Annotated in this window: 11 protein-coding genes; 8 read left to right on the forward strand and 3 right to left on the reverse strand. The window is 67.5% G+C overall.

What is annotated here, in order from left to right; genetic code table 11:
* The first annotated feature begins 2 nt into the window (after positions 1 to 2).
* Genes J7J08_RS04415 through leuB form a run of 5 tightly spaced genes read left to right on the forward strand, consistent with a single transcriptional unit; the run spans position 3 to position 5,442 of the window.
* Positions 3 to 1,550: a 2-isopropylmalate synthase gene (locus tag J7J08_RS04415; RefSeq protein ID WP_214901863.1), complete on the forward strand. Its 1,548-nt coding sequence runs from the start codon at positions 3 to 5 to the stop codon at positions 1,548 to 1,550.
* A 10-nt stretch (positions 1,551 to 1,560) separates the two neighbouring features.
* Positions 1,561 to 2,343 (forward strand): class I SAM-dependent methyltransferase, encoded by a 783-nt coding sequence (locus J7J08_RS04420; RefSeq protein ID WP_214901866.1) that lies wholly within the window; start codon positions 1,561 to 1,563, stop codon positions 2,341 to 2,343.
* A gap of 48 nt (positions 2,344 to 2,391) precedes the next feature.
* Positions 2,392 to 3,813, forward strand: coding sequence for a 3-isopropylmalate dehydratase large subunit (gene leuC / locus J7J08_RS04425; RefSeq protein ID WP_214901868.1), 1,422 nt, complete (start codon positions 2,392 to 2,394; stop codon positions 3,811 to 3,813).
* On the forward strand, positions 3,813 to 4,391 hold the full coding sequence (gene leuD / locus J7J08_RS04430) for a 3-isopropylmalate dehydratase small subunit (protein WP_214901870.1): 579 nt from the start codon (positions 3,813 to 3,815) through the stop codon (positions 4,389 to 4,391). The genes leuC and leuD overlap by 1 nt, the downstream gene beginning before the upstream one ends.
* Positions 4,381 to 5,442 (forward strand): 3-isopropylmalate dehydrogenase, encoded by a 1,062-nt coding sequence (gene leuB, locus J7J08_RS04435; RefSeq protein ID WP_214901873.1) that lies wholly within the window; start codon positions 4,381 to 4,383, stop codon positions 5,440 to 5,442. Before leuD ends, leuB begins: the two co-directional genes overlap by 11 nt.
* Positions 5,443 to 5,704: 262 nt before the next feature.
* Here leuB and J7J08_RS04440 read toward each other — a convergent pair whose 3' ends face one another.
* Positions 5,705 to 8,863: an efflux RND transporter permease subunit gene (locus tag J7J08_RS04440; protein WP_214901876.1), complete on the reverse strand. Its 3,159-nt coding sequence runs from the start codon at positions 8,861 to 8,863 to the stop codon at positions 5,705 to 5,707.
* 4 nt (positions 8,864 to 8,867) lie between these two features.
* The gene (locus tag J7J08_RS04445; RefSeq protein ID WP_214901879.1) at positions 8,868 to 9,986 is read right to left on the reverse strand and encodes an efflux RND transporter periplasmic adaptor subunit; all 1,119 of its coding nucleotides are present in this window, start codon (positions 9,984 to 9,986) and stop codon (positions 8,868 to 8,870) included.
* A 96-nt stretch (positions 9,987 to 10,082) separates the two neighbouring features.
* Between J7J08_RS04445 and J7J08_RS04450 the strand changes: the two genes are divergently transcribed.
* The 3 genes from J7J08_RS04450 (at position 10,083) to J7J08_RS04460 (ending at position 12,921) form a co-directional block, all read left to right on the forward strand.
* The gene (locus J7J08_RS04450; RefSeq protein ID WP_214901881.1) at positions 10,083 to 10,754 is read left to right on the forward strand and encodes a TetR/AcrR family transcriptional regulator; all 672 of its coding nucleotides are present in this window, start codon (positions 10,083 to 10,085) and stop codon (positions 10,752 to 10,754) included.
* Between the two features lie 135 nt (positions 10,755 to 10,889).
* The gene (locus J7J08_RS04455; protein ID WP_214901884.1) at positions 10,890 to 11,540 is read left to right on the forward strand and encodes a protein-L-isoaspartate O-methyltransferase; all 651 of its coding nucleotides are present in this window, start codon (positions 10,890 to 10,892) and stop codon (positions 11,538 to 11,540) included.
* Between the two features lie 16 nt (positions 11,541 to 11,556).
* Entirely contained in the window at positions 11,557 to 12,921 is a 1,365-nt protein-coding gene (locus tag J7J08_RS04460) for a TolC family outer membrane protein (RefSeq protein WP_214901887.1), read from the forward strand.
* A gap of 156 nt (positions 12,922 to 13,077) precedes the next feature.
* Here the strand turns inward: J7J08_RS04460 and waaA are convergent, their stop codons facing one another.
* Positions 13,078 to 14,376 carry a lipid IV(A) 3-deoxy-D-manno-octulosonic acid transferase gene (gene waaA / locus J7J08_RS04465; protein WP_214901891.1) on the reverse strand — a complete coding sequence of 433 codons (1,299 nt, stop codon included), beginning with the start codon at positions 14,374 to 14,376 and terminating at the stop codon, positions 13,078 to 13,080.
* Positions 14,377 to 14,384 lie beyond the last annotated feature (8 nt).

Consider the following 14,384-nt stretch of genomic DNA (forward strand, 5'->3'; position numbering starts at 1 on the left):
CCATGCCCAACTCCCCCCGAATTCGAATTTTCGATACCACCCTGCGCGACGGCGAGCAATCGCCCGGCTGCAGCATGAGCCCGCAGCAGAAGCTGGTGATGGCACGCGCACTCGACGAGCTGGGCGTGGACGTCATCGAAACCGGCTTCCCGGCCAGCTCGCAGTCCGACCGCGACGCCATGGCGATGATCGGCCGGGAAGTACGCCGCCCGACCCTGGCGGTGCTGTCGCGCTGCCTGGCCGCCGACATCGAAACCTCGGCCAAGGCGCTGGACGCAGCCGCCAACGCGCGCCTGCATGTGTTCCTGTCCACCAGCCCGCTGCACCGCGAGCACAAGCTGCGCATGAGCCGCGAGCAGGTGCTGGAATCGGTACACAAGCATGTGAGCCTGGCACGCAGCTACATCGACGACGTGGAGTTCTCGGCCGAAGATGCCACCCGTACCGAGGAAGACTTCCTGATCGACGTGGCCCGCGTGGCCGTCGCCGCCGGTGCCAGCACCATCAACCTGCCCGACACGGTCGGGTTCACCACCCCGGAAGAGATCCGCGGCATGTTCCAGCGGGTCATTGCCGGTGTGCCCGACAGCGACCGCATCATCTTCAGCACGCACTGCCACAACGACCTGGGCCTGGCCGTGGCCAACTCGCTGGCGGCCATCGAGGGCGGTGCACGCCAGGTGGAATGCACCATCAACGGCATCGGCGAGCGCGCCGGCAACTGCTCGCTGGAAGAGCTGGCCATGGTGCTGAAGGTGCGCAACGCCTTCTATGAGGAAGACACCCGGATCAACACCCCGCGCATCGTCTCCACCTCGCAGCTGCTGCAGCGCCTGGTCGGCATGCCGGTCCAGCGCAACAAGGCGATCGTGGGCGCCAACGCCTTCGCGCACGAGTCGGGCATTCACCAGCACGGCATGCTGCGCCACCGCGGCACCTACGAGATCATGCGCCCGGAAGACGTGGGCTGGGAGAACTCGCAGATGGTGCTGGGCCGCCACAGCGGCCGTGCGGCGGTCGAGGCGCGCCTGCGTGCGCTGGGCTTCTGGCTGGAGGAAGAAGAGCTGAAGCTGGTGTTCGAGCAGTTCAAGACCCTGTGCGAGCAGCAGCGCGTGGTGACCGATGCCGACCTGCAGGTATTGATGCAGGGCAGCTCCACCCAGAATGGCTACCGCCTGGCGTCGATGACCATCAGCGACGTGGGCAGCCGGGCCAACGCGCTGGTCGAGCTGTCCGACCCGGACGGCAACCGCGTGGCCGAAACCGCGCAGGGCGATGGCCCGGTGGACGCGCTGTTCGGTGCCCTGGCTGCCGCCACCGGCGTGCAGCTGATGCTGGACAGCTACCACGTGCACAGCGTGGGCATCGGTGCCGACGCGCGCGGCGAAGCCAACCTGAGCGTGCGCCATGACGACGTGGAGTACGAAGGCACCGGCACCAGCCGCGACATCATCGAAGCCTCGGCGCTGGCCTGGCTGGACGTGGCCAATCGCCTGCTGCGCCAGCGCCAGGCCAGCGCCGAACACCCCGTAGCGACCGCGGCCGCCTGAGGAACACGCCATGAGCGCCTTCGACAGCTTGAATACCGCTGACCCGTCCCAGACCTGGAACGCACACGACTACGCCATCGATGCCGGCTTCGTGCCGGTGCTCGGCGGTGCGGTGGCACGCCTGCTCGACCCGCAGCGCGGCGAGCGGATCCTCGACCTGGGCTGCGGCGATGGCGTGCTCAGCTTCGACCTGGCACTCAGCGGTGCGCACGTGACCGGCGTGGACAGCTCGCCCGAGCTGATCGGCGGCGCGCGCGCACGCGGCATCGACGCTCAGCTGATGGATGCCCAGGCGATGACCTTCGAGCGCCGCTTCGATGCGGTGTTCAGCAACGCCGCGCTGCACTGGATGCGCGAACCGGACAAGGTGGTCGACGGCGTGCGCCGTGCGCTGCGCCCTGGCGGCCGTTTCGTGGCCGAGATGGGTGGCCAGGGCAACGTCGCCACGATCACCAGCGCGCTGCAGGCCGCCCTGTGCAGCAACGGCCATGCGGTGCCGGCGTTCCCGTGGTACTTCCCGAGTGAAGACGAGTACGCCGACCGCCTGCGCGCGCACGGCTTCCAGGTACGCCACATCGAATGCCTGGCGCGCCCGACCGTACTGCCCACCGGCATGCAGGGCTGGCTGCGCACCTTCGCGTCGCCGTTCCTGGCCGGGCTGGATGCCAGCCAGCGCCAGCGCGTGCTCGACGACACCGTGGCCCTGCTGTCGCCGACCCAGCGCGATGCGCACGGCCAGTGGACCGCCGATTACGTGCGCCTGCGCTTCGATGCGCGGCTGCGCACTTCCTGACAGAACCGAACCCACCTATCGTCACATGAACCACCGCAAGGCCATTCCATGAACCCAGCTCCCCGCACCCTGTACGACAAACTGTGGGACGCCCACGTGGTCGTGCCCGAATCGGACAGCGCGCCCGCCGTGCTGTACATCGACCTGCACCTGATCCACGAAGTGACCTCGCCGCAGGCCTTCACCGAACTGCGCGAGCGCGGCCTGTCGCCGCGCCGCCCGGACCGGACCAAGGCCACGATGGATCATTCCACCCCGACCCTGCCGGCCGGTGCCGACGGCAGGCTGCCGTATGCCAGCGCCGCCTCCGAGGCGCAGGTGGCGATGCTGGCGCGCAACTGCACCGGGTACGGCATCGAGCTGTTCGACCTGCAGTCGGCCAACCGCGGCATCGTGCATGTGATCGCGCCGGAACAGGGCTTCACCCAGCCCGGCATGACCATTGTGTGCGGCGACAGCCACACCTCCACCCACGGCGCTTTTGGTGCGCTGGCGTTCGGCATCGGCACCAGCGAGATCGGCCACGTGCTGGCCACCCAGTGCCTGCTGCAGCGCAAGGCGAAGACCATGGCGATCACCGTCGACGGCGCGTTGGCGCCGGGCGTGGGCGCCAAGGACGTGGTGCTGCACATCATCGGCGTGATCGGCGTGAATGGCGGTACCGGCCATGTGCTGGAGTTCCGTGGCAGCGCGATCACCGCGATGGACATGGAACAGCGCATGACCCTGTGCAACATGTCGATTGAAGCCGGCGCGCGCGCCGGCATGGTCGCGCCGGACCAGGTCACCTTCGACTGGGTGGCCAACACCCCGCGCGGCCCCAAAGGCGCGGAGTTCGACGCGGCCGTGGCGCAGTGGTCGCAGCTGCGCAGCGATGCCGGCGCCCGCTTCGACGTGGAGGTCCACATCGACGCCGCCGACATCCGCCCGACCCTGACCTGGGGTACCCACCCGGGCACGGCCATCGCCGTGGACGCGCCGATCCCGGCGGCCAACGATGCCGCCGACCAGAAGGGCCTGGACTACATGCACTTCCACGCCGGGCAGACCCTGGTCGGCACGCCGGTGGACGTGGTGTTCGTCGGCTCGTGCACCAACGGCCGCCTCAGCGACATGCGGGAAGTGGCGCACGTGCTGCAGGGCCGGCGCGTCGCCACCGGCGTGCGCATGCTGGTCGTGCCGGGGTCGGAAATCGTCAAGCGCCAGGCCGAGGCCGAAGGCATCGACGCCATCGTGCGCGCCGCCGGGGCCGAATGGCGCGAGCCGGGCTGCTCGATGTGCATCGCCATGAACGGCGACCTGGTCGCGCCCGGGCAGCTGGCGGTGAGCACCAGCAACCGCAACTTCGAAGGTCGCCAGGGCCCGGGTTCGCGCACCCTGCTCGCTTCGCCGATCACCGCGGCGTGGGCGGCAGTGAATGGCCGGGTAGCCGACCCGCGTGAACTGTATGCCAGCCAGGAGGTGGCCTGATGAGCGGCTTCCGTACCCTGGCCTCGACCAGCGTGGTGCTGCGCGAGACCAACATCGACACCGACCAGATCATTCCGGCGCGGTTCCTGTCCACCACCGAACGCGCCGGGCTGGGCAAGCACGCCTTCAACGACTGGCGCTGGCAGGCCGACGGCACCCCGAACCCGGGCTTCGCGTTCAACCAGCCACACAACGCCGGGCGCGGCATCCTGCTGGCCGGCCGCAACTTCGGCTGCGGCTCGTCACGCGAGCATGCACCGTGGGCGCTGGCCGACCTGGGCCTGCGCGCGATCGTCAGCAGTGAAATCGCCGACATCTTCCGTGGCAATTCGCTGAAGAACGGCTTGTTGCCGATCGTGCTGGACGAAGCCGACGTGCAGACCCTGATGCAGCGGCCTGACGACGAACTGACCATCGACATCGCCGCGCGCGAACTGCGCACGCCCGATGGCCGCGTTTATGCTTTCCCGCTGGACGGGTTCTCGCAGACCTGCCTGCTCGAAGGCGTGGACCAGCTGGGATACCTGTTGGGCCGCGCCCCCGATATCGAACGTTACGAGAGTGAACATGCACGCTGAGATTGTCGTATTGCCCGGTGATGGCATCGGTCCCGAAGTTGCCGCTGCCGCTGTTGCGGTGCTTGGCGCGGTTGCCGGGCGTTTTGGCCACACCTTCCGTTTCAGCGAGCACGATATCGGCGGCATCGCCATCGACCGCCACGGCGAGCCGCTGCCCGCCGCCACGCTGGATGCCTGCCGGCAGGCCAAGGCGATCCTGCTGGGCGCAGTGGGCGGGCCCAAGTGGTCCAACCCCAACGCCAAGGTGCGTCCCGAGCAGGGCCTGCTGGCGATCCGCAAGGCCTTGGGGCTGTATGCCAATCTGCGCCCGGTGCGCACCCATCCGGCCGCCCTGGGCGCCTCGCCGATCAAGGCCGAGCTGCTTGAAGGCGTGGACTTCGTCGTGGTGCGCGAGCTCACCGGCGGCATCTACTTCGGTGAGAAGACCCGCACCGCCGACGCCGCCAGCGACCTGTGCAGCTACAGCGTGGCTGAAATCGAGCGGGTGATGCGCAGCGCGTTCCGGCTGGCGCAGCAGCGCCGCGGCAAGGTCACCTCGGTGGACAAGGCCAACGTGCTGGAGACCTCGCGCCTGTGGCGCGACGTGGCCGCGCGGATCGGCCGCGAGGAATTCCCGGCGATCGCGCTGGAGCACCAGCTGGTGGATTCAATGGCCATGCACCTGCTGGCCAAGCCACGCGAGTACGACGTGATCGTGACCGAGAACATGTTCGGCGACATCCTCACCGACGAGGCGTCGATGCTGGCCGGTTCGCTGGGCCTGCTGCCGTCTGCGTCGCTGGGTGAACCGGGCGCGGTGGGCATCTACGAGCCGATCCACGGCTCGGCACCGGATATCGCCGGCAAGGGCATCGCCAACCCGTACGCCACGATCTTCAGCGCGGCGATGCTGCTGCGGCATTCGTTGGGGTTGGAAGCCGAAGCGGCAGCCGTGGAAGCCGCCGTACATGCCGCGTTGGATGATGGCGTGTTCACCGCCGATCTGGCGGCAAAGGGCCAGGCGGTCAGCACCACGCAGGCCACCGACGCGGTGCTGGCGCGGTTGGCGTAAGTCGGGCGCCGCACGCGTGTCGTGTAGCGTGTAACGGGACACCGGCCCGGTAGGGTCGGTTCCCAAACGACCGCACGTAACCGCGCAACGCCCGGTAACGCATGACCCCAAACGAAGAGCGCGTCCCCGAAAGGGTCCATGCGTCAAAGCACCGACCACCTGCGTCGGCGGTCGTTTGGGAACCGACCCTACCCCCGCGTCTGCAGCGCCGGGGATCCAGGCGATTCAACGGCGCCGCAGTTGCGGCGCCGTCGGCGTAGTTTCATTCCGCTTCGTCCGGCCTCACCCGGAACCACGCCGCATACAACGCCGGCAGGAACACCAGGGTCAGCACGGTACCGACAATCAACCCGCCCATGATCGAGATCGCCATCGAGCCGTAGAACGCGCTGCGCGACAGCGGGATCATCGCCAGCACCGCCGCCAGCGCAGTGAGCACGATCGGGCGGAAACGCCGCACGGTCGCGTCGATGATCGCGTGCCAGCGGTCATGGCCGGCATCGATGTCCTGCTGGATCTGGTCGATCAGGATCACCGAGTTGCGCATGATCATGCCTGCCAATGCGATCGTGCCCAGCAGCGCCACGAACCCGAACGGCGCGCGGAACAACAGCAGGAACAACGTGGCACCGATGATGCCCAGCGGCGCGGTCACCAGCACCATCGCCGCGCGCGAAAAGCTGCGCAGCTGCAGCATCAGCAACGTGGCCACCACGATCAGGAACAGCGGCATGCCGGCCTTGATCGAATCCTGCCCGCGCGCCGAATCTTCCACCGTGCCGCCGGTCTCCAGCAGGTAGCCCGACGGCAGCTCTGCGCGGATACCATCCAGCGTCGGCAGGATCTGCTGGATCACATCCAGTGGCTGCTTGCCGTCACCGATGTCCGCACGCACGGTCACCGTCGGCAACCGGTTGCGGTGCCAGATGATGCCGTCTTCGAACACATTCTCCAGCCGCGCAACCTGCGACAACGTCACCGACGTGCCGCTGGCGGTCGGAATGGCCAGGCTGCCCAGCATATCCAGCCGTACCCGCTCGTTCTCCGGGCCGCGCAGCAGCATTTCGATCAGGCGGTTGCCTTCGCGGTAGGTGCTCACGCTCATGCCCGACAGCGAGGTGCCCAGCAGCTGGCTCACCTGCGCACTGCTCACGCCCAGCGCACGCGCGCGGTCCTGGTCGATCACCAGCCGCACCACCTTGCTCGGCTCGCTCCAGTCCAGGTTGACGTTGATCACGTGCGGGTTCTCGCGCACCTTGGCCTGAACCTGCCGGGCGATGGCCTGCACCTGCTCGATGTGCTCGCCGGAAATGCGCATCTGCACCGGGTAGCCCACCGGCGGCCCGTTCTCCAAGCGGGTCACGCGCATCTGCACGTCGGTGAACTGCGGAATCACCTCCTTGATCAACCAGTCGCGCGTGGCCTCACGCGCTTCGGCATTCTCGGTGAGCACCACGAACTGCGAGAAGTTGGTGGCCGGCAACTGCTGGTCCAGCGGCAGGTAGAAGCGCGGCGAACCGGTGCCCACGTAGGCCACGTAATTGCTGATGCCCTCGCGGCCATGCAGCAGCTTCTCCAGCTTCGCCGCCTGCGCCTTGGTCGCCTCCAGCGATGCGCCTTCGGCCAGCTCGATGTCCACCATCAGCTCCGGCCGGGTCGAATCCGGGAAGAACTGCTGCGGCACGAAGCGGAAGATCAGCAGCGAGAACACGAACAGCGCCGCCGTGGCGCCGATCACCCACCAGCGGTGGCGCAGGCAGGTGTCCAGGAAACGGCGGAAGCGGGTGTAGAACGGGCGCTGGTACGGGTCGTGGTCGTGCGCATGCTGCTTGGGCACGATCCAGCGCGACAGCGCCGGGAAACGGTCGCCCCAGGCCAGCCGGCGCGCATGCCAGCGCGCGGCGAAGCTGCCCGGCCTGGGCCGCTGCGGATTGAACAGGTCCGGCAGCATCTTGTCGCCCAGGTACGGGATGAACAGCACCGCGGCGATCCACGACACCACCAGCGCGATGGTCACCACCTGGAACAGCGAACGGGTGTATTCACCGGTGCTCGACGCCGCCGTGGCGATCGGCAGGAAGCCGGCCGCCGTGATCAGCGTACCGGTCAGCATCGGGAACGCGGTCGATTCCCAGGCGAAGCTGGCCGCGCGCAGGCGGTCGTAGCCCTGCTCCATCTTGGTGGCCATCATCTCCACCGCGATGATCGCATCGTCCACCAGCAGGCCGAGTGCCAGCACCAGCGCACCCAGCGAAATCTTGTGCAGGCCGATGTCGAAGTAGTGCATGACGAAGAAGGTCATCGCCAGCACCAGTGGAATGGTCACGCCCACCACCAGGCCGGTGCGCAGCCCCAGCGAGAAGAAGCTGACCAGCAGCACGATCACCACCGCTTCGGTGAGCACCTGCACGAACTCGCCCACCGATTCTTCCACCGCATGCGGCTGGTCGGAGACCTTGCGCAGCTGCATCCCGGCCGGCAGCGTCTTCTGCAGGCGTTCGAACTCGGCGTCCAGGGTGGTGCCCAACTTGAGGATGTCGCCACCGTCCTTCATCGCCACCGCGATGCCGATGGCGTCTTCCCCCATGAAGCGCATCTTCGGCGACGCCGGATCGGCAAACCCACGCTTGACCTCGGCGATGTCGCCCAGGTGCACGGTGCGGTCGCCGGCCTGGATCGGGAAGCGGCGGATGTCGTCCACGCTCTGGAACTGGCCGGTCACGCGCAGCTGTACGCGGTCGGTCGGGGTTTCAAAGAAGCTGGTGGCGGCAATCGCATTCTGGTCTGCCAGCGCCTGCTGCACCTGCTGCAACGACACGCCCAGCGTGGCCAGCTTGGTGTTGGACAGCTCGATCCAGACCTTTTCGTCCTGCAGGCCTTCCAGCTCGATCTTGCCCACGTCCGGCACGCGCTGCAGTTCCAGCTGGATGCGGTCGGCGTAGTCTCGCATCACCGCGTAGTCGAAGCCCTGCCCGGTCAGCGCATAGATGTTGCCGAAGGTGTCGCCGAACTCATCATTGAAGAACGGGCCGACGATCTCGCGCGGCAGGTTCGGCTTGATGTCGCCGACGCGCTTGCGCACCTGGTACCACAGGTCCGGGATCGCCTTGGAACGCAGGCTGTCCTTGGCCGCGAAGATCACCTGCGATTCGCCGGGGCGCGAGTACGAGCGGATGAACTCGTACTGCCCGGTGTTGAGCAGCGCTTTTTCGATCGGCTCGGTGACCTGCCGCGAGACCTGCTCGGCGGTGGCGCCCGGCCACATCGTGCGTACCACCATCACCTTGAAGGTGAACGGCGGGTCCTCGGATTGGCCCAGGTGCTTGTACGACCACGCGCCGATGATCGCGAAGGCCAGCATCGCAAACAGCACCAGCGCGCGGTTGCCCAGCGCCCATTCGGAAAGATTGAAGCGGCGCACGGGGTCAGTGCCCCTTGGCCGCAGCGGCCGGCTTCAGCACCGGGCGGTTCTGGCGATCAACCGGGGTGACTGCCTGGCCTTCGCGCAGGAGGTGCCCACCCGCGGCAACGACCCAATCCTGCGCGGCAACGCCGGACAGCACCGGCACCGCGTCGGGGCCATAGGCACCCACCGTCACCGGCGTGGCCTTGATCGCGCCGTTTGCAGGATTGACCACCCACACGCTGGCCGTGCCATCGGCGCCGCGCAGCACCGCCCCCAGCGGCACCTGCAGGGTGCCGGCGCGGCCGGCGGCGGCGAACACGCGCGCGCTCTGGCCCAGTTCCACTTCGCTCGCCGCTTCCGGTGCCAGGCTCACACGGGTGGCGTAGGTACGCGCCTGCGCATCCGCAGCCGGCGCGATCTCGCGGATCGTGCCCGGCAGCATCTGGCCCGGCTTGTTCCACAGTTCCACCTGCACGTCCTGGCCGACCTGGTAATCGCGGATGTTGCTTTCCGGCAGCGCGATCAGCACCTCGCGGCCACCGTCGGCGGCCAGGGTGAACACCGTCTGCCCGGCGCCTACCACCTGCCCGGCTTCGGCCTGGCGGCTGGCGATCACGCCATCGGCCGGCGCGCGCAGCTGGGCGTAGCCGGTCTGGTTGCGGGCCACCGCCAGGTTGGCGCGGGCGGCGTTGGCCTGGCCCTGCGCGGCCTTGTAGGCGGCGGTCTGTGCATCGAGGGTGGACTGGCTGACCAGCTGCTGCTCGGCCAGCGTGGCGTAGCGCTTCTGGTCATCGCGGGCACGCACGAGGTCGGCTTCGGCCGCCGCCAGCTGCGCCTGGGAGGCGCTCGCCTGGGAGGCGAAATCGGCAGCGTCCAGTTCAGCCAACAGGTCACCCTTGCGCACGCGCTGGCCGGCATCGACGTGCCGCTTGACCAGGTTGCCACCGACGCGGAACGACAGCGGGCTTTCCTGGAGGGCATGCACCTCGCCCGGATACGCCGCCACTTCCTGGCCGCTCACCGTGCCCGGCTGCACCACCAGCACCGGAATCGGCGCGGCCGGCTCGGCATCCTGTTTGCCACACGCTGCCAGCATTAACGCCAGCAGGCCACTGCCCATCCATCGCAAGTTGTTCATGAGGTCCTGGACCTTGAAGTACCGGGGGGAACCCGGCTAATAGTGAACCAGCCGGTATAGTATAAATATCGAACCGATTGGTCTAGTATTGTTTGAATGACTGATTCGACTTCTTCCGCCGCGCCGCCCAAGCCCGCCGCCAAAGCGGCCGGACCCGGCCGCCCGAAGGATCTGGGCAAGCGTGCAGCCATCCTCGACGCGGCCAAGGCATTGTTCGTGGACCAGGGATATGGCGGCGTCAGCATGGACAGCATCGCGGCCCAGGCCGGCGTTTCCAAGCTGACCGTTTATAGCCATTTCGGCGACAAAGAGGCGCTTTTCGCCGAAGCTGTGAAGTCAACCTGCGTGGAAATGCTGCCCGATGCGCTGTTCGTCACCGACGCCGACGGCGCCCTGCGCGAGCAGCTGCTGGGCATCGGCCGGGCGTTCTTCGCCATGATCACCTCGCCGGCCGCCGTGGCCGTGCAGCGGGTGATGATGGCCCCCGATACCGACGACCGGATCCGCGAGATGTTCTGGCTGGCCGGCCCACAACGCACCAGCGATGCCCTGGCTGAGTTCCTGCGTGCCCGCACCGAACGTGGCGAACTGGAGATCACCGACTTCCAGACCGCCGCCCTGCAGTTCTTCACCCTCATCAAAGGCGAGCTGCATACGCATATGATGTGCGGGCTGCGAACGGCCCCGGCCGAGTGCGACGCCGACGCCCATGTCGAGGCCAGCGTGACCTTCTTCCTGAGGGCATACGCGACCCGCCCCGGGCAGTAACACCAAGATGAATGGCTGGAGGTCGCGGTGACTTCCGGCACTGCGACCCCGGCGCGACGGCAGCGATGCTCTCAGCGCGCCGCCGGCTCCCGGCACCGGTAAAATGGCCGGCCCACTGCGCTGGATTAGAACCTCATGACGATCGATTACGCCCACGCCCGCGAACTGATGGTTGAACAGCAGATCCGTCCCTGGGACGTGCTGGACATCCGTGTGCTCGACGTACTGGCACGTTTGCCGCGCGAGGCGTTCGTCGCCGAAGCGAACCGCGCCCTGGCCTATGCCGACATTGAACTGCCGCTGGGCAATGGCCAGAAGATGATGAAGCCGGTCATCGAAGGCCGCACCCTGCAGGCGCTGGACCTGCAGCCGGGCGACGAAGTGCTGGAAATCGGCACCGGCAGCGGCTTCCTCAGTGCCTGCATGGGCGAGCTGGCACGCGAAGTGCTCAGCCTGGAAATCGACCCGGTACTGGCCGACGGTGCGCGTGCGCGCCTGGATGCCGCCGCATTGGGCAACAATGTGCGCATTGAAGTTGCCGATGCGCTGAGTTGGGACACCGAACGCCGCTTCGACGCCATCTGCGTCACCGGCGCGGTGGACACCCTCCCGGCGCGCTTCACCCAGTGGCTGCGCCCCGGTGGCCGCCTGTTCGTGATCCGTGGCCGTTCGCCGGTGATGGAAGCGGTGCTGGTCAACGCCGATGGCAGCCTCAACGAATCGCTGTTTGAAACCGATATTGATTACCTGCGCGGTGCCGCGCCGGCACCCCAGTTCCACCTCTGAGTCCAAGGAAGCCGCAATGATCCGCCGATCCCTCGCTATTGCGCTGGCCGCCGCCCTGCTGCCGATGACCGCCTCTGCCGCCGACCTGTTGCAGGTCTACGAAATGGCGCGCAACGGCGATCCGCAGCTGTCCGCAGCAGAATCGACCCGCCTGTTCGACAAGGAAGGCGCCGTGCAGGCCCGCGCCGCGCTGCTGCCACAGATCAACGGCGAAGCCTCGTTCACGCAGAACCGCACCACGCCCAACCACGACGTCAGCTCGACCTCGTACACCACCAAGAGCCGCAACTACGGCCTGAACGCGTCGCAGACGCTGATCAACTTCACCCAGTTCGCCAACCTGCGTGCGCAGCGCGAGCTGAGCAAGGCAGCGGACTTCACCCTGGATTCGGCCAATGACGACCTGATCGTGCGCAGCTCGGCGGCGTACTTCAACGTGCTGGTGGGCATCGAATCGCTGTCGGCGGCGCAGACCAACGAAGCCGCGGCCAAGAAGCAGTTCGACTTCGCCGACAAGCGCCTGGAAGTGGGCCTGGCCCCGATCACCGACGTGCATGAAGCGCGCGCCCAGTACGACCAGGCCCGCGCCAACACCATCATCGCGCAGAACACCCTGGCCGACGCCTACCAGGCGCTGACCGAACTGACCGGCCAGCCGGTCACCGACCTGCGCGCACTGCCGGCCGACTTCCGCCCGGAACTGCCGCCCAAGTACGCCACGGTTGACCAGCTGGTCAACGAAGCGGTGGTGCAGAACCCGGCGTTGAAGGCGCAGGAACTGCAGGTCAGCGCGGCCGAAGCCAGCGTATCGGCTGCCCGTGCCGGCCACCTGCCCACCTTGTCGCTGGGCGCCACCGCAGGCCGTTCGGCCAGCTGGGGCGACGTCGTCGGCAGCGGCTCCAACTTCAGCCCGGACCAGCGCACCAACAGCATTGGCCTGACCCTGAGCGTGCCGATCTTCTCCGGCGGCGCCACCCAGTCCGGCGTGCGCCAGGCCCTGGCACAGCGCGACATCGCCCAGGACGGTTACGAACAGCAGAAGCGCGCCCTGGACCGCAACACCCGCAACGCCTACCAGACCCTGGTGGCCGGCATCAGCGAAGTCGAAGCACGCCGCCTGGCGGTGGTCTCCGCGCAGAGCGCCTATGACGCCTCGCAGGTCGGCCTGGAAGTGGGTACCCGCACCGTGCTGGACGTGATCCAGAACCAGCGCATCCTGTTCTCGGCCCAGCTTGATTACGCCAACGCCCGGTACACCTTCCTGCAGAACCGCCTGCAGTTGGGCCAGGCGATCGGCACGCTGGACATCGCCGACCTTCAGGACATCAACCGTCTGCTGACCCAGCAGGCCGCGACGCCGAGCACCACGGTCAATAATTGATTGTCGTGTAACGCGAAACCTTGAAAGCCACCGGAAACGGTGGCTTTTTCGCGACACGCCATGCGTGTCCCACGTACGGCCGGCACCGCGCAGACACGCGTGGCGTGTCCCTACAGCGATGCCTTTCGGTAACGCCGGCCGTTGTCCGGCCCACGGTCACCCCAACGGCGGCGGCAATCTCGGGGCGATCAATTCCACCGTACGCTTGAGCGCACCTCGGCCGTTGCTCACCAACGCACATCCTGCGCTTGCCATGTCTTCCCGCGCTTCCGGATCGCGCAGCAGCGTCAACAACGCATCGCCCACGCCCTGCACGTCATCGGCAATCAACACCGCACCCGCTTCGCGCATGCGCCGGGATATTTCGGAAAAATTGTGCAGGTGCGGGCCGGTGACCGTGGCGGTGCCCATTGCCGCCGGCTCAAGCAGGTTGTGGCCGCCGATCGGCTGCAGGCTGCCACCGACGAAGGCGACCTGCGCGCAGCCGTAGAACGCCATCAACTCACCCAGCGTATCGATCACGAACACGTCGCTGTCGGCCTGCGGCCACTGCTGCTGGCGGCGCGTGCTTACTTTCCAGCCCTGCTCGCGCGCCAGCGCTTCCACCCGCGGGAAGCGCTCGGGATGGCGTGGCGCCCACAGCAGCAACAGACCGGGAATCTCCTGGCGAAGGCGCCGGTGCAGTTCGATGGTGGCCTGTTCCTCGCCTTCGTGCGTGCTGGCGGCAATCCACACCGGGCGCCTGCCGGGCACGGCCGCATGGAAGTTGGCGGTGAATTCGCGCACGTTGGGGGTGGCGATGTCGAACTTCAGGTTGCCCAGCGACTGCACCTGTTCGGGCAGTGCGCCGAGCTGGATGAAGCGCTCGGCATCGTCGGCCGATTGCGCGGCCACGCAGGTGACGGTGCGCAGCGTACGCCCGATCAGCGGCCGCAGCAGGCGGTAACCGCGCAGCGAACGCGCCGACAGGCGTGCATTGAGGATGTACACCGGAATGCTGCGGTCACGGCAGCCGAACAGCAGGTTCGGCCACAGCTCGGTTTCCAGGATCAGCGCCAGGCTGGGCTTGAAATGGCCCAGGAAACGACCGACGCTGCCGGGCACGTCGTAGGGCAGGTACACGTGGTCCACCGCATCGCCCCACAGCGAACGCACCCGTTCCGAGCCGGTGGGGGTGATGGTGGTGATCACCCAGCGGATGTCCGGGCGCAGCTGGCGCAGCGCATTGACCAGCGGCGCGGCCGCGTTCACCTCGCCCACCGACACCGCGTGCAGCCAGACCCGTGGCTGCGCGGTGGAATCGGGGTAGGAGGCGTAGCGCTCGTCCCAGCGCTGGAAGTATTCGCGCACCCGGAAACCGCGCCAGACCAGGTGGTACACGGTGATCGGCAACAACAGGTACAGCACGGCCGAATACAGGCCGCGCAGGATCCATTCGACGGGACTTTTACGCATGCGCAGAG

Source organism: Stenotrophomonas sp. ISL-67, from assembly GCF_018612915.1.
In the GTDB taxonomy this organism is placed as follows: domain Bacteria; phylum Pseudomonadota; class Gammaproteobacteria; order Xanthomonadales; family Xanthomonadaceae; genus Stenotrophomonas.

What these genes read in the sequence shown, in the direction of transcription:
- J7J08_RS04415 (WP_214901863.1), top strand. Translation starts at nt 3, where the DNA reads ATGCCCAACTCCCCCCGAATTCGAATTTTCGATACCACCCTGCGCGAC.
- J7J08_RS04420 (WP_214901866.1), top strand. Translation starts at nt 1,561, where the DNA reads ATGAGCGCCTTCGACAGCTTGAATACCGCTGACCCGTCCCAGACCTGG.
- leuC (WP_214901868.1), top strand. Translation starts at nt 2,392, where the DNA reads ATGAACCCAGCTCCCCGCACCCTGTACGACAAACTGTGGGACGCCCAC.
- leuD (WP_214901870.1), top strand. Translation starts at nt 3,813, where the DNA reads ATGAGCGGCTTCCGTACCCTGGCCTCGACCAGCGTGGTGCTGCGCGAG.
- leuB (WP_214901873.1), top strand. Translation starts at nt 4,381, where the DNA reads ATGCACGCTGAGATTGTCGTATTGCCCGGTGATGGCATCGGTCCCGAA.
- J7J08_RS04445 (WP_214901879.1), bottom strand. Translation starts at nt 9,986, where the DNA reads ATGAACAACTTGCGATGGATGGGCAGTGGCCTGCTGGCGTTAATGCTG.
- J7J08_RS04450 (WP_214901881.1), top strand. Translation starts at nt 10,083, where the DNA reads ATGACTGATTCGACTTCTTCCGCCGCGCCGCCCAAGCCCGCCGCCAAA.
- J7J08_RS04455 (WP_214901884.1), top strand. Translation starts at nt 10,890, where the DNA reads ATGACGATCGATTACGCCCACGCCCGCGAACTGATGGTTGAACAGCAG.
- J7J08_RS04460 (WP_214901887.1), top strand. Translation starts at nt 11,557, where the DNA reads ATGATCCGCCGATCCCTCGCTATTGCGCTGGCCGCCGCCCTGCTGCCG.
- waaA (WP_214901891.1), bottom strand. Translation starts at nt 14,376, where the DNA reads ATGCGTAAAAGTCCCGTCGAATGGATCCTGCGCGGCCTGTATTCGGCC.